The organism is Nocardioides sp. N13(2025) (assembly GCF_051912545.1).
In the GTDB taxonomy this organism is placed as follows: domain Bacteria; phylum Actinomycetota; class Actinomycetes; order Propionibacteriales; family Nocardioidaceae; genus Nocardioides.
On sequence record NZ_CP196809.1, the window covers coordinates 3406983 to 3427652 of the forward strand.

General features: G+C 73.9%; 17 protein-coding genes. 4 read left to right on the forward strand and 13 right to left on the reverse strand.

Translation table 11 applies throughout. The features are described 5' to 3' along the window. Positions 1-48: 48 nt before the first annotated feature. The 10 genes from ACS3YM_RS16505 to ACS3YM_RS16550 are packed head-to-tail and all read right to left on the reverse strand — an operon-like array spanning position 49 to position 12643. Positions 49-1209 carry an acyl-CoA dehydrogenase family protein gene (locus ACS3YM_RS16505; protein WP_439937519.1) on the reverse strand — a complete coding sequence of 387 codons (1161 nt, stop codon included), beginning with the start codon at positions 1207-1209 and terminating at the stop codon, positions 49-51. Then, positions 1206-3161, reverse strand: coding sequence for an acetyl/propionyl/methylcrotonyl-CoA carboxylase subunit alpha (locus tag ACS3YM_RS16510; protein WP_439937520.1), 1956 nt, complete (start codon positions 3159-3161; stop codon positions 1206-1208). Before ACS3YM_RS16510 ends, ACS3YM_RS16505 begins: the two co-directional genes overlap by 4 nt. Further along, a complete protein-coding gene (locus tag ACS3YM_RS16515) occupies positions 3158-4804 on the reverse strand; it encodes an acyl-CoA carboxylase subunit beta (RefSeq protein WP_439939912.1) in 1647 nt (548 codons plus the stop codon). Before ACS3YM_RS16515 ends, ACS3YM_RS16510 begins: the two co-directional genes overlap by 4 nt. 17 nt (positions 4805-4821) lie before the next feature. Next, a complete protein-coding gene (locus ACS3YM_RS16520) occupies positions 4822-5295 on the reverse strand; it encodes an SRPBCC family protein (protein WP_439937521.1) in 474 nt (157 codons plus the stop codon). A gap of 10 nt (positions 5296-5305) precedes the next feature. After that, positions 5306-6439, reverse strand: a complete 1134-nt coding sequence (locus ACS3YM_RS16525) for an acyl-CoA dehydrogenase family protein (RefSeq protein WP_439937522.1) — start codon at positions 6437-6439, stop codon at positions 5306-5308. Beyond that, positions 6436-8145 (reverse strand): acyclic terpene utilization AtuA family protein, encoded by a 1710-nt coding sequence (locus ACS3YM_RS16530; RefSeq protein ID WP_439937524.1) that lies wholly within the window; start codon positions 8143-8145, stop codon positions 6436-6438. The genes ACS3YM_RS16525 and ACS3YM_RS16530 overlap by 4 nt, the downstream gene beginning before the upstream one ends. Next, a complete protein-coding gene (locus ACS3YM_RS16535) occupies positions 8142-8921 on the reverse strand; it encodes a TIGR03084 family metal-binding protein (protein ID WP_439937525.1) in 780 nt (259 codons plus the stop codon). The genes ACS3YM_RS16530 and ACS3YM_RS16535 overlap by 4 nt, the downstream gene beginning before the upstream one ends. Further along, entirely contained in the window at positions 8918-9517 is a 600-nt protein-coding gene (locus ACS3YM_RS16540) for a TetR/AcrR family transcriptional regulator (protein ID WP_439937526.1), read from the reverse strand. Before ACS3YM_RS16540 ends, ACS3YM_RS16535 begins: the two co-directional genes overlap by 4 nt. A gap of 48 nt (positions 9518-9565) precedes the next feature. Beyond that, on the reverse strand, positions 9566-11095 hold the full coding sequence (locus ACS3YM_RS16545) for a hypothetical protein (protein ID WP_439937527.1): 1530 nt from the start codon (positions 11093-11095) through the stop codon (positions 9566-9568). Positions 11096-11107: 12 nt separating this feature from the next. Beyond that, positions 11108-12643 (reverse strand): AfsR/SARP family transcriptional regulator, encoded by a 1536-nt coding sequence (locus ACS3YM_RS16550; RefSeq protein ID WP_439937528.1) that lies wholly within the window; start codon positions 12641-12643, stop codon positions 11108-11110. Positions 12644-12899: 256 nt separating this feature from the next. Between ACS3YM_RS16550 and ACS3YM_RS16555 the strand changes: the two genes are divergently transcribed. The 4 genes from ACS3YM_RS16555 to ACS3YM_RS16570 all read left to right on the forward strand — a co-directional run bounded on the left by ACS3YM_RS16555 (position 12900) and on the right by ACS3YM_RS16570 (position 16531). Beyond that, positions 12900-13094: a hypothetical protein gene (locus ACS3YM_RS16555; RefSeq protein ID WP_439937529.1), complete on the forward strand. Its 195-nt coding sequence runs from the start codon at positions 12900-12902 to the stop codon at positions 13092-13094. 103 nt (positions 13095-13197) lie between these two features. After that, positions 13198-13410 carry a hypothetical protein gene (locus ACS3YM_RS16560; protein ID WP_439937530.1) on the forward strand — a complete coding sequence of 71 codons (213 nt, stop codon included), beginning with the start codon at positions 13198-13200 and terminating at the stop codon, positions 13408-13410. Positions 13411-13544: 134 nt separating this feature from the next. Then, a complete protein-coding gene (locus tag ACS3YM_RS16565; RefSeq protein ID WP_439937531.1) occupies positions 13545-15830 on the forward strand; it encodes a MinD/ParA family ATP-binding protein in 2286 nt (761 codons plus the stop codon). Then, a complete protein-coding gene (locus tag ACS3YM_RS16570; protein WP_439937532.1) occupies positions 15827-16531 on the forward strand; it encodes a hypothetical protein in 705 nt (234 codons plus the stop codon). The genes ACS3YM_RS16565 and ACS3YM_RS16570 overlap by 4 nt, the downstream gene beginning before the upstream one ends. Before the next feature lie 85 nt (positions 16532-16616). Here ACS3YM_RS16570 and ACS3YM_RS16575 read toward each other — a convergent pair whose 3' ends face one another. From ACS3YM_RS16575 to ACS3YM_RS16585, 3 genes are read right to left on the reverse strand one after another with little or no spacing between them, the layout of a single operon-like run. After that, positions 16617-19268, reverse strand: coding sequence for an FtsX-like permease family protein (locus ACS3YM_RS16575; RefSeq protein ID WP_439937533.1), 2652 nt, complete (start codon positions 19266-19268; stop codon positions 16617-16619). After that, positions 19265-19984, reverse strand: coding sequence for an ABC transporter ATP-binding protein (locus ACS3YM_RS16580; RefSeq protein WP_439937534.1), 720 nt, complete (start codon positions 19982-19984; stop codon positions 19265-19267). Before ACS3YM_RS16580 ends, ACS3YM_RS16575 begins: the two co-directional genes overlap by 4 nt. Continuing rightward, the gene (locus tag ACS3YM_RS16585) at positions 19981-20619 is read right to left on the reverse strand and encodes a PadR family transcriptional regulator (RefSeq protein ID WP_439937535.1); all 639 of its coding nucleotides are present in this window, start codon (positions 20617-20619) and stop codon (positions 19981-19983) included. The genes ACS3YM_RS16580 and ACS3YM_RS16585 overlap by 4 nt, the downstream gene beginning before the upstream one ends. Between the last annotated feature and the right edge of the window lie 51 nt (positions 20620-20670).

Consider the following 20670-nt stretch of genomic DNA (forward strand, 5'->3'; position numbering starts at 1 on the left):
TATCAGTGCGGGTTCGTATGACGGACCTCGGGCGGCAAGGGTCCGGTATCAGTAGGACTTCGGCAGCCCCAGGCTGTGCATCGCGACGAAGTTGAGGATCATCTCCCGGCTGACCGGGGCGATCCGGCCGGCGCGGGCGGCGACCAGCAGGCCCGCCATGCCGTACTCCTGCGTGATGCCGTTGCCACCGTGGGTCTGCACCGCTGCGTCGACGGCGTGCACGGCCGCATCCGCAGCGGCGTACTTCGCCATGTTGGCCGCCTCGCCCGCGGCCATGTCGTCGCCGGCGTCGACGAGGGCGGCGGCCTTCTGCGTCATCAGGCGGGCGAGCTCGTTCTCGATGTGCGCCATCGCGAGGGGGTGGGCGATCGCCTGGTGGGAGCCGATCGGAGCCTGGAACACCGTGCGCTCCTTGGCGTACGACGACGCCTTCGCCAGCGCGTGACGAGCGAGTCCCGTCGAGAAGGAGGCCGCCATGATCCGCTCGGGGTTGAGGCCCGCGAACAGCTGCACCAGGCCGCCGTCCTCGTCGCCGACGATCGCGTCGGCCGGGAGCCGGACGTCGTCGATGAACACCTGGAACTGCTTCTCCGGGCTGACGATCTCCATCGGGATCGCGGTGTAGTCCAACCCGGCGGAGTCGGTCGGCACGACGAACAGGCAGGGCTTGAGCTTGCCCGTCCTCGCGTCCTCGGTGCGCGCGACGACCAGCACGTTGGCGGCCTCGTCGACGCCGGAGATGTAGATCTTCTGGCCCTTGAGCACCCACTCGTCGCCGTCGCGGCGCGCGGTCGTGGTGATGTTGTGGGAGTTGGTGCCGGCGTCGGGCTCGGTGATGGCGAAGGCCATCGTCGCGGTGCCGTCGCAGATGCCGGGCAGCCACTTCTGCTTCTGCGCCGGCGTCCCGTAGCGGGCGATCACCGTGCCGCAGATCGCCGGGCTGACGACCATCATCAGCAGCGGGCAGCCCTGGGCTGCGAGCTCCTCGCAGACCGCGGCCACGTCGCCGATGCCGCCGCCACCCCCGCCGTACTCCTCGGGGATGTTGATCCCGAGGTAGCCCGCCTTGGCGATCTCGAGCCACAGCTCGGTGGTCTTCTCGCCGGAGCGGGCACGCTCGACGAACCAGTCGCGACCGTAGGTGCTGGCCAGCCTGGCCACCTGGCGGCGCAGCTCCTGGCGTTCCTCGGTCTCGGTGAAGTTGGTCATGCCTCTCCCTCGGCTTCCTGTGTGGCCACGACTGCCAGGACCTCCCCGGACGCGACCTGCGTCCCGGGCTCGACGTTGATCTCAGTGACGGTGCCGTCGTACGGCGCGGTCACGGTGTGCTGCATCTTCATCGCCTCCAGCACGAGGACGACGTCGCCCGCCGCCACCTCGGCACCGGCCTCCGCGACGACCTTGACGACCGTGCCGGGCATCGGCGCGAGCAGCGAGCCGCTCGCCACTGCGTCGGCGGGGTCGGTGAAGCGCGGCACCTCTCGCAGACGCGCGGACCGACGTGGTCCGTCGACCCAGACGTCACGCGGGGCGCCCGGCCGGTCGGAGGAGATGTGTCCGCGTGTCTCCGTGGTGACGCCGCCGACCTCGAGCCGCGCGTGGGTCGGCGACACCTCGAGGACGGTCACCCCGTCGACCACGAAGCCGTCGCGGGTGCCCCACCACTCGACCGGGTCATGGCCCTCGAAGGTGGTGCGCTGGGGCTGGCTGACGACGTTGCGCCAGGCAGCGGGGACGCCCTGCTGGACAGTACGCCGTGCGGCGTCGTCGGCAGCCAGCATGAGGGCTCCGGCCACGAGGGTGGCGCGGTCGCTGGGACCTGAGTCGCCAGGAGACTCAGCGGGAATCGGACGCGCCTCCAGCCACGTCGTCGTCATCTCGCCGGCGACGAAGACCGGGTCGGTGAGGATCTCGACCAGCTGGTCGCGGTTGGTGGTGACGCCGTGGATCCGGGCCCGCTTGAGGGCGGCGACGAGCATCCGGATCGCCTGCTCGCGGGTCGGCGCCCACGCCATCACCTTGGCGAGCATCGCGTCGTAGAAGGTCGACACCTCGTCGCCCGAGGCGAAGCCGCTGTCGACCCGGACGCCGTGGCGCCCGAGCAGCTCGAACCCCCCGTCGGCCGGCAGGTCGAAGGTGACGAGCCCGCCGCTCTGCGGGACGTACGCCGCGTCCTCGGCGTAGAGGCGTACCTCGATCGCGTGCCCCGACGCCGACCAGCCGACGGCCTCACGGTCCCTGCCCTCGGCGACCGCGAGCTGCGCCTCGACCAGGTCGACGCCCGTGACCAGCTCGGTGACCGGGTGCTCGACCTGGAGGCGCGTGTTCATCTCGAGGAAGAAGAACCGGTCGGTCGCCGGGTCGTGGAGGAACTCGACCGTGCCGGCGCCGAGGTAGCCGATGCCGTCGGCGAGGTGCTCCGCGGCCTCGAGCATGGCGGCCTCGGTCCCGGCGGAGAGCCCGGGAGCAGGAGCCTCCTCCACCACCTTCTGGTGGCGGCGCTGGACCGAGCAGTCGCGCGTCCCGAGGGCCGTGGTGCCCGACGCGTCCGAGACGACCTGCACCTCGACGTGCCGGCCGGCCTCGACGTAGGGCTCGACGAAGACCGTGCCGTCGCCGAAGGCCGACTCGGCCTCCGCGCGGGCCGCCTCTATCTCCGCCTCGAGCCGGTCGAGGGTGCGTACGACGCGCATGCCCCGACCGCCGCCACCGGCCGAGGCCTTGACCAGCAGTGGGAGGTCGGCCTCGGTCGGGGACGATGGAGCCGACAGCACCGGGACGCCCGCCTTCTCGGCGATCTCCTTCGCGCGGACCTTGTCGCCCATCGCCTCGATCGCGTCGGCCGGCGGCCCGACCCAGGTCAGGCCGGCGTCGACGACGGCGCGGGCGAAGGCGGCGTTCTCGGACAGGAAGCCGTAGCCCGGGTGGACCGCGTCGGCGCCCGACCGCCGAGCGGCCTCGATGACGAGGTCGATGCGGAGGTAGGTGTCCGCGGGCGCGTTGCCCGGCAGGCGTACGGCATGGTCGGCCTCCGCCACGAACGGCAGGCCGGCGTCGGCGTCGGAGTGGACGGCCACGGTCTCGATGCCGAGGCGTCGGCAGGTCGCGAAGACCCGCCGCGCGATCTCACCGCGGTTGGCGACCAGGAGTCGGTTGATCATGTCCGGAACACCCCGAATCCGTCGGCGCCCTTGATGGGCGTGTTGGCGATGACGCTGAGGCAGATGGCCAGGACGGTGCGGGTGTCGCGCGGGTCGATGACGCCGTCGTCGTAGAGCATCCCCGACAGCGCGTAGGGCAGCGACTGCTCCTCGACCATCTGCTCGACCATCGCGCGCATGCCGGCGTCGCCCTCCTCGTCGTACGCCTGCCCCTTCGCCTCCGCGGCGGCGCGCGCCACGATCGACAGCACGCCCGCGAGCTGGGCCGGGCCCATCACCGCGGACTTCGCGCTGGGCCAGGTGAAGAGGAAGCGCGGGTCGTAGGCGCGACCGTTCATGCCGTAGTTGCCGGCGCCGTAGGAGGCGCCCATGATCACCGAGAGGTGCGGCACGGTGCTGTTGGAGACCGCGTTGATCATCTGCGCGCCGTGCTTGATGATCCCGCCCTGCTCGTAGTCCTTGCCGACCATGTAGCCGGTCGTGTTGTGCAGGAACAGCAGCGGCGTGTCCGACTGGTTGGCGAGCTGGATGAACTGGGTCGCCTTCTGCGCCTCCTCCGAGAAGAGCACGCCCTGCGCGTTGGCGAGGATGCCGATCGGGCGGCCGTGCAGCTCGGCCCAACCGGTGACGAGGGACGTCCCGTAGAGCGGCTTGAACTCGTCGAACGGTCGGCCGTTGCGCTCGCTGGTGCCGTCGACGATCCGCACGATCACCTCGCGCGGGTCGAACGGCTCCTTGAGGTCGGTCGGGATGAGGTCCAGCAGGCCGTCGGGGTCGGCGTCGGGCTCGGCGAAGGCGCTGCTGAGGCCCTGTCGGTTTCCCCGGGTACCCGGGGAAACTTGCGGTTCCACCCCGAAACTTCGGGGGTGAGGCTCCAGTTTCCCCGGATACCCGGGGATCGCGACGGCAGGCTTCCGGCGGTTGAGCCGGGCGACGATCCGGCGCCCGATGCGGATCGCGTCGTGCTCGTCCTCGGCGAGGTAGTCGGCCAGGCCGGAGACGCGGGCGTGCATCTCGGCACCGCCGAGCGACTCGTCGTCGGACTCCTCGCCGGTCGCCATCTTCACCAGCGGCGGGCCGCCGAGGAAGACCTTCGCCCCACCGCGGACGAAGACCGTGTAGTCGCTCATCCCCGGGACGTACGCCCCGCCGGCGGTCGAGTTGCCGAAGACCAGGGCGATGGTGGGCTGGCGCCGCGCCGAGGCGCGGGTGAGGTCGCGGAAGAGCTTGCCGCCCGGGATGAAGATCTCCTTCTGCGTCGGCAGGTCGGCGCCGCCGGACTCGACGAGGGAGATCGTCGGGAGGTTGTTCTCCTCGGCGATCTGCGAGGCGCGGAAGATCTTCTTGACCGTCCAGGGGTTCGACGCGCCACCCTTGACCGTCGGGTCGTTGGCGCTGATCAGGCACTCGACGCCCTCGACCACACCGATGCCGGTGACGACGGACGCCCCGACGGTGAAGTCCGAGCCCCAGCCCGCCAGCGGCGACAGCTCGAGGAAGGCCGACCCGGGGTCGAGGAGCAGCTCGATCCGCTCGCGCGCGGTCAGCTTGCCGCGGGCGTGGTGGCGCGCGACGTACTTCTCGCCGCCGCCGGCCACCGCGACCGCGTGCTGCGCGTCGAGGTCGGCGAGCTTCTCGAGCATCGCCTCCCGGTTGGCACTCACTTCTCGACCACCGCCTTCATCCGCTCCAGCGTGGTGCGCATGCCCTTCTGGTTCGTACGACGACGCAGCGGGCCGAGGACGAGCCAGTAGATCCGCGTCGGGAGGTTGGACCCCAGCCGGAAGTACTCCGTGACGAGGGTCCCGCCGTCCTTGGGCTCGAGGCGGTAGCCCCAGTTGTTGACGTTCATCTCGTCGGTGCCGACGGCGAACTCGAAGACCTTCTCGGGCTCGCAGGCAGTGACGCGGCACAGGCTCCAGTAGGTCGGGCCGACGCCGTTGCGCTTCACGTGGCCCTTGAAGTACGCGCCGACCTCGGGCCCGGTGGAGCCGCGGGTCCACCTCGCCTCGAACGTCTCGGGGCTGAACTCCCCGATCCGGGTCACGTCGCTGACGAGGTCCCAGACCTCGGCGGGCGGTGCGTCCATCCAGACGGAGACTTCGTCGCCCAGGGACGGCAGGAGGTTGATCATCGGAGTCCTCTCATGATGCGTAACCCATCAGCTTGGCCGTCAGGTCGCGGAGCACCTCGTCGGCTCCGCCCCCGATCGGCAGGATCCGGGCGTCGCGGTAGTGCCGCTCCACCTCGGTGCCGTGCATGTAGCCGGTGCCGCCGAACAGCTGGACGGCCCGGTCGCAGACGTAGGCCGCACAGTCGACGGCGGTCTGCTTGGCCAGGCAGGCCTCCGCGACGACGAACTCGCCCGCCGTGTGCCGGGCGGCGACGTCGCGGGCGTAGGTGCGCGCGACCTCGACCTGCCGGCGCATCTCGACCAGCGTGTGCTGGACCGACTGGTTGTGGATCAGCGGTCGCCCGAACGTCTCGCGCGAGCGGCAGTGGGCCGCGGCCAGCTCGAGCGAGCGGGCGGCGATGCCGTAGCCGTGCACGGCCAGCGCGATCCGCTCGACGACGAACTGGTCGGCGATCTGGCCGAAGCCGGAGCCCTCCTCGCCGACGAGGTTGGCGACCGGCACCCGCGCGTCGACGAAGGACAGCTCGGCGGTGTCGGAGCAGTGCCACCCCATCTTCCGCAGGCCCCGGTCGACGGTGAAGCCCGGCGTGCCCTTCTCGACGACCAGCAACGAGATCCCCGCGTGGCCTGCCCCTCCGGTGCGGACCGCCACGGTGACGAAGTCGGCACGGACCCCGGAGGTGATGAACGTCTTGGCGCCGTTGACGACGTAGTGGTCGCCCTCGCGCACCGCGGTCGTCGTGAGGCGCGCGACGTCGGAGCCCCCGCCCGGCTCGGTGATCGCGAGCGAGCCGATGAGCTCCCCGGCCAGCGTCGGGCGCACGAAGCGGTCGACGAGGTCGTCGTTGCCGCTGGCCGCGATGTGCGGCAGCGCGATGCCAGCGGTGAACAGCCCGGCCATCAGCCCGCTCGACGCACCGGCCTCGAACATCGCCTCCTGGAGCGCGAGCGAGTCGAGGAGGTCGCCGCCTCCGCCGCCGACCTCCTCGGGGAACGCGACGCCGATCAGGCCCAGGTCCCCGGCCTTCCGGTGCAGCGCGCGCGGGATCTCGCCGGCGTCCTCCCACTCCTGGAGGTGCGGCACGACCTCGCGCCGGACGAACGCGGCTCCGGTGGCGCGCAGCGCCTGGCGGACGTCGTTCACAGCAGGCTCTCCTCGATCGAGACCAGCCGGGACCGCAGCCACTCGCCCAGCCCCTTCGCCTGCGGGTCGAAGCGGGTCGACGCCGCGACACCCTCGCCGAGCAGGCCGTGGAGAACGAGGTTGGCCGCGCCGAGGTTCGGCAGCAGCCACACGTCGACGTCGAGGTCGGCCGCCTCCGGCAGCAGGGCCGGGATGCCGCGCGGGGACAGGATCTTGAACAGCCACTGCACCCGAGCCGCGTGCTGTTCGCGGCTGACGTCGTCGTGCGCGACCCACAGGCCGACGTTGGCGTCACCGCCCTTGTCGCCGGAGCGGGCGTGGACGAAGGTGCCCAGCGGGAGGCGGCGGGTCAGCACGTCGGTCCGGGCCGGGTACGGCGACGGGCGGGCGCCGGGCGCTGGCTCGTCCGGGGTGAAGCCGGTCGGGTCTGCGACGACCTCGCGCCGGCCGTCGGCGTGCACGACCGTGTGCGTGACGTCGGCGCGGTCGACGTACTCCGCGCGGTAGACCCCGTAGGGCGTCGCTGCCGCGGGCGGCGCGGTCATCGTGAAGCCGGGGTAGGAGGCGAGGGCGAGCTCGACGGCGGCGGAGGTGAAGGCGCGCCCGACCGGGTCGGGCGAGGCGTCCTTGACGGTGCAGCGCAGCAGCGTCGAGGCACCCTCCTGCGTGTCGGCGTCCGGCTCCGGGGCCACCACGTCGGACCACGTCACCTCCGCGGCGGTGAGCCGCGGACCGAGCTGGTCGCGCACCCACGCGGCCTTGGCCTCGACGTCGAGGCCGGTGAGGACGAACTCGGCCTGGTTGCGCCAGCCGCCGAGCTCGTTGACGCAGACCTTGAACCGCTCGGGCGGCGCCTCGCCGACGACGTCGGTGATCGCCACCCGGTCCTCGCCGTCCTGCGCGAGCCGGATCGAGTCGAGGTGGACGGTGACGTCGGGGCCGAGGTAGCGCGTCGACTGGATCTCGTAGACCAGCTGCGCGGTGACGGTGTCGACCGTGACCGCCCCGCCCGTGCCCGCGTGCTTGGTGATCACGCTGGAGCCGTCGGCGGCGACCTCCGCGACCGGGAAGCCGAGCAGGCGGTCGCGGTGGGGCAGCGAGAGGAAGCCGCTGAAGTTGCCGCCGGTCGCCTGGGTGCCGCACTCGATGACGTGGCCGGCGACGACCGCGCCCGCCAGCTCGTCGTACGACGTGGGCGTCCAGCCGTGGTGCGCCACGGCCGGTCCGACGACGAGCGAGGCGTCGGTGACGCGGCCGGTCACCACGACGTCCGCGCCGGCCGTCAGCGCGGCCGCGATGCCGAAGCCGCCGAGGTAGGCGTTGGCCGTGAGCGCGTTCGGGAACGACAGGTGGCGTACGTCGTCTCCCTCGACGTGCGCGACCTGCGGGTCGAGGCCCAGCCCGGTCGCCACCTCGCGGACCCTCTCCGCGAGGCCGGCGGGGTTGAGCCCGCCGGCGTTGGCGACGATCCTCACGCCGCGCTCGAGGGCCAGGGCGAGGCAGTCCTCGAGCTGGCGGACGAAGGTGCGGGCATAGCCGAGGGAGGCGTCCTTGAGCTGGTCCTTGCCGAGGATCAGCATGGTCAGCTCGGCGAGGTAGTCGCCGGTGAGGACGTCGAGCTCACCTCCCTCGAGCATCTCGCGCATCGCGCTGAGCCGGTCGCCGTAGAAGCCGGAGCAGTTGCCGATGCGGATCGGTTCTGTCACCGCGGACTCCTCCCCTCGCCGGGCTGGCCCGCGAAGGCCTGGGCGATGTCGAGCCACCGCTCGACCTCGGCGCCGTCGGCGACGAGGTCGGTGTCGGCGCGGTGCACCCGCTGGGTGACCAGGCGGCAGAAGTCGCCGGCCGTGCCGGTGAGGGTCTGGGTCGCGTCTTCCGGGCCCCAGCTCCACACGTCGCCCGACGGGGAGACGAGGTCGATCCGGAACTCGTCGGGCGGGGCGTCGAGCCCGTGCACACCGAAGGCGAAGTTGCGGGTGCGGACACCGAGGTGCGCGATGTGACGGATCCGGTCGGTGTCCTCCACCGGCGCGCCGAGTCCCTCGTGGACGTCGAGGCTGTGCGCCCACGTCTCCATCAGCCGGGCCGTCGCCATCGACGTGGCCGACATCGGCGGGCCGAACCACGGCATCTTCTCCCCCTGTGGGTAGGCCGCCAGCACGGCCCGGAGGTCCGTACGGGTGCCACGCCAGCGGTCCAGGAGGTCGGGCCGCCGCGCGAGGGCGTACGCCTGCTCGTCGACGAAGCCCTCGGGGTCGGCGATCGCACCGAGCACGACCTCGTCCCAGCCGGCCTTGTCGGTCGCCGCCTTCAGCGCGACCTCGTCGGTCCAGTGCAGGTGGGCGACCTGCGTGGCGACGTCCCAGCCGGGGGCGGGCGTCGGGGTGTGCCAGCCGTCGTCGTCGAGGCCGGCCACGAGCGCGTCGAGCCGGTCGCCCTCGGCGGCGAGGTCGGCCAGCACCTGGGTGAGCACGTCGGTCATCGCGAGAGCTCCTTGTCGAGCACGTCGGCCCACTGGTGGAGGATCCGGCGGCGGCGCGCCGAGTCGTCGGAGATGGTCGAGGCCAGGCCCAGGCCGCGGACCAGGTCGAGGGTCGCCTGGACCAGCTCGCGCACGCCGGGCCTCGACTCGTCGGCGCCGAGCGCCGCGACCGTCATCCGGTGCGCCTCCCGGCCGACCCGCTGCTCGAGGGGGCCGACGGCGGCGAGCAGGGCCTCGTCGGTGCGGGCCGCGACCCACAGCTCGAGCGCGGCGGCGAAGACCGGCGAGGCGAAGTGGTCGCCGAGCACCTCGACCACGGCGTGCGTGCGCTTCCTGCCGGCCGGCAGCTGCGCGACCGCCTCCGCGAGCTCGGCGCCGCGGCGCTCGGTGAGGTGCTCGACGGCGGCGACCACGAGGTCGTTCTTCGTCGGGAAGTGGTGCAGCTGCGCTCCCCTGCTCACGCCCGCCCGCTCGGAGACCAGCGTGGTCGAGGTGTGCGCGAAGCCGCGCTCGACGAGCAGCTCGACCGTCGCCTCCAGCAGCCGGGCGCGCATGGCGCGGGTCCGGTCGGCCTGCGGCACGCGGGCGGTGGTCACGGCACCAGCCTGCCGACGAACAAACAAACAGTCAAGACTGACTTTTAATCATTGGACCTGGGTGAGGGTGGCGAGGGTCCCGCACGGCGAGGTCGCGCCCACCCAGAGGTCGCCCTCCGGCAGCGAGGCGCGCCACGCGTACCACCCCGGCTCGACGACCTGGAAGCTCAGCGACGCGAACGTCCCGTTGCCCGGCCGCCGCTGCGTCACGTCCCGGTGGTTGCCCGTGCACGCCTCCCCTGCCGTGGCGTAGGGGCCGAAGAGCGACGTCGTCACGTCCACCGGCCCGCCGAAGGGCAGGCCGCCGACGCTCACCTGCGCCGACACCACGTCGTACGCGGATGCGACGGTCGGGGCGGACACGGACACGGAGGCCCGGCCGCGCACCTTGACCGTCGCACCGCACGCCGACGCCGGCACGCTGGTGTCGGTGCCGTCGACGTCCACGCGCCACGCGTAGTAGCCGCCGGCCCCGGGCTGCAGCGCAGGGAGGGTGTACGCCGTGTCGCCGGGGAGCGTGCCGGCGACCTGGCCCACGGCCGCGCCCGTGCAGGCGGCGGCCGAGGCGGTGGCGAAGGGTCCGTGCAGCGCGGCCCTCGCACCCCGCGCGGCCCCGGCGCCCAGGGCCGTGACCGAGACGGCTGCCTGTCCGCCGAGGACGAGGCTCCCCGGGACCGCGGTCAGCGTGACCGACTGCGGTCCGCGCACCGCGACCCGTGCGCTGGCCACGATCGTGCGACGTACGCCGCCCTCCGCCATCGCCGCCTGGCCCTTCCTGTCGGCGCCCCGGACCCGGAGCCGGTGCTCGGGCACCTGGCCGACGCGCGCGACGACGGTGCGCCAGCCCGCGAGCGGCGCGGCCAGTCGCACCAGCGCCCGCCCGTCGTCACCGGTCACCGCCTCGACCGGGCCGGCGGCCGGCTGGGACGTGCCGCCGTCGGGCGAGGTCACGGTCACCGGCAGGCCGGAGACGGGGCCTCCGTGACCGTCGCTCACGCGGACCGTCACGGCGGTGACCCCGCCGACGTCGGCCGCGGTGGCGAGGACGGCGGCCCGGTAGCGGCCGGCGCTCGCCCGCGAGGCGCGCAGCATGAGGCGTACGAACCGTCGCACCGTGGCCGGGTCGCCCGAGGCGCGGACGCGTGCGGCGCCGCGCCGCGCGCCGACGCGCCACGCGCGGTCCCCGAGCAGGTGCAGGACCGCGGCGTCGACGGAGGCGGCCTGCGCGGCGTCCCTGTAGCCGCCGTACTTCGACAGGATCCAGGCGGCGCGCTGGGTCTCGCGGCGGGTGGGACCCGACCGGCCCTGCAGGTCACGGGTCGGGTCGGCCGCCCGGACGCCGGCCCGGTTGGGCCGGCGCTCGGGGGTGATGACGAAGACGGGGGTGCGACCGACCCGGTAGCCGCCGATCCAGCCGCCGGCGGCGCGTCCGGTCGACGGGATGCGGTAGCCGGCCCAGTGCTCGGCGCGGTCGCCGTTGCCCGCGGCCGGCGCGGGCGGTGACGCGACCAGGGCCGCGGCTGCGAGCAGGAGCGTGAGCAGGGCCGCGAGCGGGGCGGCGGGGCGGGTGCTGGTCATGGCGCTGGCTCCTCACCCCACGAGGCCGGGGTCCTGGGTGCCCGGATCGGTGGGTTGGCTCGGCGGGTCGGGGTGCCGGGTCGGGCCGGGCGGGGTCGGGCCGGGCTGGGTCGGGCCGGGCTGGGTCGGGCTGGGCTGGGGGTGCGGCGCCACCGTCGGCGTGGGCTGCGGTGTCGGGCTGGGAGCCTCCGTGAAGAGCGACCCCAGGGTGGGTGTCGAGGTCGTGGGGGCGGAGCTGGTGGGGGCAGGCGTGGTGGGTGTCGGCTCCCGGCTCGGCTCCGCGGCGGCGACGACGGGCGGCGGCTCCTGCTCGTCGACCCGGACCTCCCCGGTCACGGGCGCGGCCGTCGGCGAGGTCGCCGACCACCGGTAGGTGCCGCCGTCGAGCCCGCCCACGACCAGGCGCTGGCCGTCGCGGCTGCGGACGACGACGCTGCGTACGACGCTGTCGCCGGACCGGCTGGCGACCTCGAGCCGGACGCGGGCCGGGCGCAGCGTGGCGCGCACGACGAAGGCCGCCGCCCCGCCCGCCGCGGCGACCGGGCGGACCTGCACCTGCCGGGTGTCCCGGCGCCGGTCGTCGGTGGGGACCGCCTGCTCGGACCTGCCGTCGGCCACGGACGGCTGCGCGGGCTGCGCGCTGTCGGGCCCGAGGTTGGCGATGGCCAGCGAGGCGGCCATGACGAGGGCTGCCCCCACCGCGAGCCGGGCGGCGGCTGCCCGTGCGGACAGGCCGGCCGGCCCTGTGGGGGACAGGGGAGCCGGTGGGGGCAGCGGTTCGGGGGTGCGGGCGGTCTCCTGGAGCGGCGCCCGGCGCTGGACGGGGACCCGGGGAGTGGTGGCGGTCTCCACCAGCGCGACGAGCGCGGGCGAGGGCGCCACCCCGAGCTCCGCGCCGACGACCTCGCGATAGCGCTCGAGCTCGCGCACGGCTCCGGCCCGGTCGTCGCGCGCCAGGAGGGTGCGGATGAGGAGCTCGCTGGCCGGCTCGCGGAGCGGTTCGATCCTCGCGACGGCGCGGGCGGCGTCCTCGGCGAGCGCGGTGTCCCCGCGATCGAGGGCGTGGCGGGCGAGCTGCTCGAGGGCGGCGACCTGCTGCTGCTGGAGGGTCTCGCGCTGGGCCTCGGCCCACTCGTCGTACCAGCCGGGCAGCAGCTCCTCCCCCACGAGCGCGGCGAGGACCGCGGCGTCCGCGTCGGGCGCCCCGGCACGGGACACGGCCGCGCGGAGCTCGTCGACGTCGGTCGCCACGTCGGGTGCCAGGCCGACGCTGGTGCGGTCGGCCGACAGCAGGCCGGGGCAGCGCTGGTGGGTCTGGGCGACCGCGCGCCGCAGGCTGGCCAGGGCGCGGGCGTCGGTGCTCTCGGGCCACAACGTGCCGGCCACCTGTGCGCGGGCGCGGGTGCCGGTCAGGGCGAGCAGGGCGCACAGGCGCTGCTCACGCCCGCCGAGCACGACGGTCTCGCCGTCCACGACGAGCTGCCACCCGCCGAGGAGGCTGAGGCCACGACGAGTGGCACGCGTGGTCTCCGGCGTGGTCTCCGGCATGGTCGATCACCGAGACTTCCCTCTCCCGTCCCGCGGCTCGCCGGTTCCGAGTCACGGGCAATCCCCTGCCGAGCAGGCTGCACGAGCCGGGTCCTGCCGGGCAGGCGCGCGAGCGGTTATCCCCACGATTGGGGTGGACGTCTGGACCGGTCCCGGTACGTCGCCGCGCCGTCACGGGTCGATCACGCAGGAGTCACGCAGGCCGCTGTGCGATGGGTCCGCCAGACCGACCGCACCGAGGGGGGAGGTGAACATCATGCGGGAACTGTCATTCGCCGAGCTCGACACCGAGCGCACCGAGCTTCTTCCGACCCGGGAGACGCTGACCTACGGCAACACCAACTTCGCCAACGTGGTGGCGAGCAACTCGTCCATGGCCCTCAACGCCGCGTCCCTGTGGGCCAGCGCGACCAGCACGGCCAGCCAGGCGATCTACGTCAGCCAGTCCTGACGTCCTCGCGTGGCCTCCCCACGGGGACGGGGAGGCCACGCGAGCACCGTCATCCTGCCCCGACCAGCCCGAACCCGCCCCACTCAGAAGGAGGTGAACCGGCATGGTCCGACGACCCGAGCTCGTCATGGCCGACCTGGATGCCGAGACGGCCACGCCGCTGCCTCGTCGGGAGACGTTGAGCTGCCAGTTCGCGTGCGTCAACATCACGAACGTCGTGGGCGTCAACCTCGCCCTCGCCGTCAACGCGGCCACGATCAACTCCCAGGCCGACGCCATGGCGATGCAGTACCTCGCCTCGGCGCAGGTGCAGTAGTCCCACCCAGGGCCGGCCACCCAGACCCGGCGGCGGATGCGTTGCTCTGGCGCATCCGTCGCCGCACCCGCGCCATGTCAGAGCGCCCCACCAGAGCACCCCCACCAGAGCACCCAGAGCGAAGCACCAGAGCAATGGACCTGACGACTGCCGAGACCCAGCTGACCGCACCACCGCCCGCCACCGGGCAGCGGTGGCGCCAGGCGCGCGGCCTGCAGTTCCTGGGTCCGGTCCAGGGGTCCGGCCTCAAGGACCCGGCCTTCCTGGTGCGACGCGTGGACGACCAGGTGGTGCAGCTGTCCGAGCTGCTGCACCTCGTCGTGCGCGCGGTCGAGCCGCCCCGGCCGGCCGAGCAGGTGGCCGACGACGTGAGCGCGGCCTACGGCCGGACGCTGAGCGTCCGCGGCCTGGAACACCTGGTCACCACCCGTCTCGAGCCGCTCGGGCTGGTCGTCCCCGACGAGTCCCCGGAGCCGTTGCGCCCGGCGCGGGCGCGACCGCTGCTGGCGCTGACGGCCAAGGGGACGCTGGTCCCGGCCGGTGCGGTCAGCCGGCTGGCCGGCGTGCTGGCGCCGCTCTTCTGGCCGCCCCTGGTGGCGCTCCCCCTGATCGCGCTCGTCGTCGCCGACGTCGTCATGCTCACCGGCGACGGCTTCTGGACGGCGATCAGCGAGGTCTTCGCGACCCCGGTCGTCGTGCTGCTGATCTACGCGCTCCTCACCGCCGCCGCGCTCGTGCACGAGGTGGGCCACGCGGCCGCCTGCCGCTACGGCGGCGCGCACCCCGGCGAGATCGGCTTCGGGCTCTACCTGGTCTTCCCGGCGTTCTACACCGACGTGACCGACTCCTACCGTCTCGGCCGGGCGGGACGGGTGCGCACCGACCTCGGCGGGCTCCACTTCAACGTGCTGACCGTGCTAGTCCTGGCCGGCGCCCACCTCGCGACCGGAAGCGGCGTCCTGCTGCTGACCGCTCTGGTGCTCCAGCTCCAGATGCTGCAGCAGCTCATCCCGGTGGTGCGCTTCGACGGCTACTACGTCCTCTCCGACCTGGCCGGCGTGCCGGACCTGTTCGCGCGCGTCGGCCCGGTGCTGCGCAGCCTGCGTCCCGGGCACCCGGAGGATCCGCGGGTGAGCGAGCTGCGACCGCGCTCGCGGCGCTTCGTGATCGGCTGGGTGCTGGTCGTCGTACCGGTGCTGGCCGCGGCGCTGGCCTGGGCCCTCTGGCACCTGCCCGAGCTCGTGGCGCGGGGAGCCGAGGGCGTACGGCTGCAGCAGCTCGTCTTCGACGTCGCGTGGGAGCGGCGGGACTGGCCGGCCATGGCCCTGGCGGTGGTCTCGATCGCCCTCCTGCTGCTGCCGATCCTCGGCGCCGCGCTCGCCTTCTGGCGGCTCGGGACCACGCTGTTCCTGCTGGCCCGCGCCCGGGTCGCGGCGAGCACCCCGCCGTCGTACGAGCCGACCGAGGCCGTGGCGCCCGACCCGCCGCGGATCCTGACGGCGGCCGACTTCACCGACGAGGTGATGTACGCCGCCCCGGCTGCGGTCCCGACGCAGGGCTGGCGCAGCGCGGTCTACCGCGGCAGCGGGCACCTGCTCAACCCCGGCCCGAGCCTGCCCGAGCAGCGGCGCCGCGAGCTCGAGCGGCGGCTGCGGACGCCCGTCGACGGCTCGCGGCGGGTGGTGGTGATGAGCCGCAAGGGCGGGGTCGGCAAGACCACGATCACGCTGGCGCTCGGGAGCACGTTCGCCCTGCTGCGCGGCGACCGCGTGATCGCGGTGGACGCCAACCCCGACGCCGGCAACCTCGCCCACCGGGTGGCGCCGCCGCACGACCGCACCGTGACCGACGTGCTGCGCGACCTCGACCAGATCACCACCTACGCCGCGCTGCGCCGCTACACCTCCCAGGCCGCCGAGTCGCGGCTCGAGGTGGTGGCGTCCGACGACGACCCGGGCATCGGCCGCGCGCTGGACCGCGACGACTACCACCGGCTGATCGGCCTGCTGGACCGCTTCTACAACGTGATCCTGCTCGACACCGGCACGGGCATCCTCGACAGCGCCAACCAGGGCCTGCTCACCGAGGCCGACCAGGTCGTGCTCGTGGTGCGGGCCGGGCTCGACGGCGGGCGCGCCGGGGCGCTGACGCTCGACTGGATGGACCAGCACGGGTTCGAGGACCTCGTCGCGCGGACCGTCGTCGTCGTCAACGCCGAGCGCCGCGGCAGCGAACCACCGGAGCCGATGCGCCGGCACTTCGAGAAGCGGTGCGCCCGCGTGGTGACCGTCCCGTGGGACGACGCGCTCGAGCCGGGCGCCCTCACCGACATGTCCTCGCTGCACCGCGGCACCCGCGACGCGCTCGTGGACGTCGCGGCCGCGGTCGCCGACAACTTCGTGGTCGACGGTGTGCCGTGACCGCACGCGGCCTGGCCGTGCACCTGGCCCTGGCATCGGTGCTGCTGGCGGGGGCCGCCCAGGCGGGCACCGGCCAGTCGCGGGGCGACCGGCGTGACCTCGACGTCGTGGCGAGCGCCCAGCCCAGCGACCAGCGCCGCGACGACACCGACCGCGTGGTCGCCGAGACCATGGTCCGTGAGGGCGACCTCAAGGCCGACGCGGTGGCGACCACCGTCACCGGGTGCCACGGGTGTCGCGGCGCGAGCGCGGTGCTGCAGGTGCTCTACGTCCCCGGCCCGGCGTCGGCCCGCTTCGACAACGTGGCCTCCGCCTGGACGCAGGACTGCTGGGACTGCACCGCGACCGCGCTCGCGGTGCAGGTGGTCGTGATCGGCCCGGGCACCCGCGCCCGACCGGGCAACCGGGCGCTGGCGGTCGACGACGCGTGTGCCACCTGCCTCACGGCGACGGCCGCCTTCCAGGTCGTCGTGCAGGTCGACGCCGTCGGCCGGCTGCCGGAGGCGGCCCTGGCTGAGGTCGCGGCCTGGTTCGAGCAGCAGGCTGCCCTGCTGCAGGACTCGGTGCTCGCCCCCGCCCCGCGCCACCGGGCCGACCGGCTCGCCGCCCGCGCCCTCGCCGACCTCCGCGCGGCCGTCGTACGCGCCCTCGACGGCCGCACCCGCTCCGCCCGGGTCGCGCTCACCCGCTCAGACGGGTGACTCGAGCGGACATATGGCCGCTCGAGTCGCGGAATTCCGCGCGGCCAGCGTCCATATCTGTGTCCCAGTGGTCGACCGGCGGCGATCAGTCCAGCCTGGCCACCAGCGGCAGCCGCGAGCGTGCGCTCAACCCGACGACGGCCGCCGTGAGCAGCGGCAGCGCGAGGACGATGGTCGCGACCAGGAGCCAAGGGATCGCGAGGTGGGGCCCGGCCTCGATGCCGGTCGGTCCCGTGTAGCCCAGCGAGGTCAGCGGCCGCGAGATCGCGATCCCGGGGATGAAGCCGACTGCCGCCCCGAGGACCGCGCCGACGAGGCCGACGACGAGGGCGTACGACGCCGCGACCCGCCGCCGCGTCCGGGGCGCGGCCCCCACGGCGGACAGCGTCGCGAGGTCAGGTCGCGCGTCGGAGAGCGCGAGGAACGTCGCGGTGAGCGTCCCACCGAGCATGAGCACGCCGCCGAGGGCGGCCAGCACGAGCAGGATGATCACGGCCTCGTCCGAGCGCTGGTAGCCGCGCTCGACGTAGACGTAGGTGTTGTCGGCCGCGCCGCCGACCGCCTCGGCGATGCGGGTCTCGGTCGCCCGGTCGATGTCCCCGGTCAGGACGACGCTGGAGGTGATGACGTCGAGACCGAGGCCGTCCGCGAGCGACGTCGGCAGGATGGTGCTCGACGGCGCCACGCCGAGTGCGCCCTCGTCCCAGGGCAGGATCCGCACCTCCACGGGGTCACGGGTGACCTCCACCGCCTCGTCACGGCCCTCGCGCCAGGTCTCCTGGTTCAGCGTGGTCTCGATCCGGGTGTCCAGCCCCGGGGTGAGCATCACGACGAGGTCGTCGGCGAGTGCTGCGTCGACCTCGTCGGCGACCGCTCCGTGGATGCCCAGCTCGGCCGCCGCGTCGGCGACGGCGATGGACGGGCCCGACGTGGAGAGTCCCCACAGGTCCGGCTCGAGGTCGCGCGGGGTCTCCACCGTGGTCGTGGTCCAGCCGTTGGGGTCGTAGGTGTCGTCCAGGCCCCGGATCGGCGCCACCTCCACACCGGGCGCCACGTCGTGCACCGCCGCGGTGATGCGGCCCCAGACCTCGTCGCGGTCGGCTGCCTCCTCACCGGGGAGGACCTCCGGGCCCCAGCCGATCGAGCCGGTGCCCATGGGCGCGCGAGGCGTGTAGCCCTCCTCGTCCGCCAGCTCCTGGCTGGCGTTGGCGATGCCGAGCGCGACGACACCGGCGACCGTCGCGGCGACCGCGGCGACGGCCGGGACGGTGCGGGTGCGGTGGCGCGCGGCGTCGCGGGCGGCGTACCTCGCCGTGAGCGGCAGCCGGCCGGCCAGCCGTGCGACCGCCGAGACGACGACCGGCACCACCAGGATCATGCCCAGCACCGACACGATGGCGGCGCCGCCGATCCAGTACGCCCCGGAGGTGCTGCGGTCGGCCGCCACTGCGCCGTACGTCGACGCGGCGATGCCGACGCCGAGCAGGACCAGCCCGACCACCGGGGTCGAGGCGCGCGGCCGGCGGTCCCCGCGCCGGCCCCCGAGCACCGCGACGACGTCCTGGCGGCTGGCCAGCCAGGCCGGGACCGCGGACGCGAGCACGGCGGAGACGAGGCCGAAGGCGGAGATCGCGAGCAGGTAGAGCCAGGGCAGCTCGAACGGACCGAACCACTCGCCGTTGAAGCGCTGGACCAGCGGCAGCAGCGCCCAGCCCGCCACTATCCCCAGGACGAGGCCCACCGCCGCTGCGACGAGCCCGAGCACGACACCGCTGCCCAGCACGACGCGGCGCGACTGCGCGGGCGTGCCTCCCGAGGCGGCGATGAGAGCCAGTGTGCGGGAGTGCCGGCGTGCACCCACTGCGAACGCCGGTCCGGCGAGCAGCACGACCTCGATCAGCGCCATCACGACGATCAGCGTGGCGACCGCGACCAGCTCGTCGCGGCCGGTGTCGTAGCCCATCTGCTCAGCCATCGCGGTCAGGTCGGGCGGGTCGGCCAGCACGGCCCGCGAGGTGACGACGCCGCCGAGCTCGTTGACCTCGAGCACCGTCGACCACGACACGGGTCCGGCCTCGACCAGCCACTCGCTCACGTTGGTCCCGGCGGAGGGCATGTCGTCGACCGACCCGATCGCCACCGCGGTGTCGCGGTCGGTCGCGTCCCGCCCGGTGCCGACGATCGTCCAGGTCGACCCGTCGACCTCGATCTCGTCGCCCAACGCGAAGCCCTTGTCGAGGGCGGCGCCGTTGACCACGACCTCGCCGTCCCCCGCCGGCAGGCGGCCGTCCTCGAGATCGAAGAGGCCCCGTGCGAGGGGGTCGGCCAGGTCGACCCCGGTGGTGGACACGTCGATCACGCGGTCGTCCAGGCGTACCCGCGTCCAACCGCTGGAGATGGGCAGGAGACGTGCGTCCTCGCCGACGAGCGCCCGGAGCTCCCCCTCGGTCGGCGGGTGGTCGAGGTCGAGCTCCTCGGTCTGGCCCCACGTCCCGTCCGACGGGTCGGGGGTCTGCATCACCCGGCCGCGACCCTCGACCCTGATCCGCGCGTCCGCCGCACCGAGGGTGCGCTCGACGCCCTCGATCCCGCTCACCTCGGACGTCTTGAGGACCACCGCGGCCGCGCTGACGGCGAGCACGGGCAGGCTGATCATCACCAGCACCAGGAGGCTGCGGCCCCGGTGGCGCAGGGCGTCGCGCCAGGCGATCCGCAGCGCCGGGCGCCAGCCGCTCATGCGGGGTCCCCGACGAGCAGCTCCTCGGGCTCGTCGGACCCGGTCTCGTCGACGACCACGCCGTCGCGCAGGAAGACCACGCGGTCGGCCCAGGCGGCGTGGCGGGCCTCGTGGGTGACCATCACCCCCGCGGCGCCGGCGTCGCACCGGGCGCGGATCAGGCGCAGGATCTCCTCGCCGGTGTCGGTGTCGAGCGCGCCCGTCGGCTCGTCGGCCAGGATCAGGCGGCGCTCGCCGACGATGGCGCGGGCGATGGCGACGCGCTGCTGCTGCCCGCCGGACATCTCGTCGGGGAACCGGTCGGCGAGGTCGGCGATGCCGACCTCCTCGAGCGCGGTCATCGCGAGGCGGCGCGCCACCTTGCCCTTCTCCCCGTCGAGCTCGCGCGGAAGGGCGACGTTCTCGGCGGCGGTCAGCGCGGGGATCAGGTTGAAGTCCTGGAACACGTAGCCCACCGACGTACGACGGATGCGTGCGCGCCCGGCGTTGTCGAGCGAGGCGAGGTCGGTGCCCTCGATCCAGACCGAGCCGGCCGTCGGGGCGTCGAGGCCGCCGGCGAGGGTGAGCAGGGTCGACTTGCCGGAGCCGCTCGGTCCCATCACGGCGACCAGCTCGCCGGGGTGGGCGCGGAAGGTGACGTGGCGCAGGGCGTGCACCTCGGTGGCGCCCTCGCCGTGGATGCGGGAGACGGCCGCGAGGTGGAGGAGGGCGTTCACCGGGTGGCTCCCTGGTTCCTCGTCGCGGCGGGCGCGTCCCGTCGTACGTCCTCGCGGTCCGCGGCAGCGCGGCGCAGCCGGGCCTCGCAGTGGTCGAGCCACCGCACCTCGGCCTCGGCGTCGAAGACGAGGGAGTCGAGGACCAGGCTCCAGGCGAGGTCCTCGGGCTCCTGCGGCGTCGCGGCGCGGCCGCTGCGCTTGAGACGGGTGTAGTCCTGGAGCGCGGCGATGGTCGCGCTGCGCTGGCGCTGGATGATCGTGCCGACGTCGACGCCCGGCAGCGTCACGGCGAGGGCGAGCTTGATCGCCAGCTCGTCACGCGGCGGCTGGGAGCGAGGCACCGGCGTGGCGAACCACTCCGACACCTCGCTCCTGCCCGCCTCGGTGGCGCGATAGCTGACGTGCGTGCGGTCGGACCCTTCGCCGGCACCCCCGTGTCCGGCGACGTCGCTCCCGCCCCGCTCGTCGACGACCTCGACCATCCCGTCACGCTCGAGACGCGTGAGGGTGGTGTAGACCTGCCCGATGTTGAGCGGCCAGGTCTCCCCCGTCCGCTGCTCGAACTCCGCCCGCAGCTGGTAGCCGTACATCGGCCCCTGCTCCAGGATCGCCAGCATGGCCTGACGGATCGACATCCGCGCCTCCCGTGGTCGATCCCTCGCCCCCGTGAGCGATGGATACCGGGT

What these genes read in the sequence shown, in the direction of transcription:
- ACS3YM_RS16505 (WP_439937519.1), bottom strand. Translation starts at nt 1,209, where the DNA reads ATGACCAACTTCACCGAGACCGAGGAACGCCAGGAGCTGCGCCGCCAG.
- ACS3YM_RS16510 (WP_439937520.1), bottom strand. Translation starts at nt 3,161, where the DNA reads ATGATCAACCGACTCCTGGTCGCCAACCGCGGTGAGATCGCGCGGCGG.
- ACS3YM_RS16515 (WP_439939912.1), bottom strand. Translation starts at nt 4,804, where the DNA reads ATGCTCGAGAAGCTCGCCGACCTCGACGCGCAGCACGCGGTCGCGGTG.
- ACS3YM_RS16520 (WP_439937521.1), bottom strand. Translation starts at nt 5,295, where the DNA reads ATGATCAACCTCCTGCCGTCCCTGGGCGACGAAGTCTCCGTCTGGATG.
- ACS3YM_RS16535 (WP_439937525.1), bottom strand. Translation starts at nt 8,921, where the DNA reads ATGACCGACGTGCTCACCCAGGTGCTGGCCGACCTCGCCGCCGAGGGC.
- ACS3YM_RS16545 (WP_439937527.1), bottom strand. Translation starts at nt 11,095, where the DNA reads ATGACCAGCACCCGCCCCGCCGCCCCGCTCGCGGCCCTGCTCACGCTC.
- ACS3YM_RS16550 (WP_439937528.1), bottom strand. Translation starts at nt 12,643, where the DNA reads ATGCCGGAGACCACGCCGGAGACCACGCGTGCCACTCGTCGTGGCCTC.
- ACS3YM_RS16555 (WP_439937529.1), top strand. Translation starts at nt 12,900, where the DNA reads ATGCGGGAACTGTCATTCGCCGAGCTCGACACCGAGCGCACCGAGCTT.
- ACS3YM_RS16560 (WP_439937530.1), top strand. Translation starts at nt 13,198, where the DNA reads ATGGTCCGACGACCCGAGCTCGTCATGGCCGACCTGGATGCCGAGACG.
- ACS3YM_RS16565 (WP_439937531.1), top strand. Translation starts at nt 13,545, where the DNA reads ATGGACCTGACGACTGCCGAGACCCAGCTGACCGCACCACCGCCCGCC.
- ACS3YM_RS16575 (WP_439937533.1), bottom strand. Translation starts at nt 19,268, where the DNA reads ATGAGCGGCTGGCGCCCGGCGCTGCGGATCGCCTGGCGCGACGCCCTG.
- ACS3YM_RS16585 (WP_439937535.1), bottom strand. Translation starts at nt 20,619, where the DNA reads ATGTCGATCCGTCAGGCCATGCTGGCGATCCTGGAGCAGGGGCCGATG.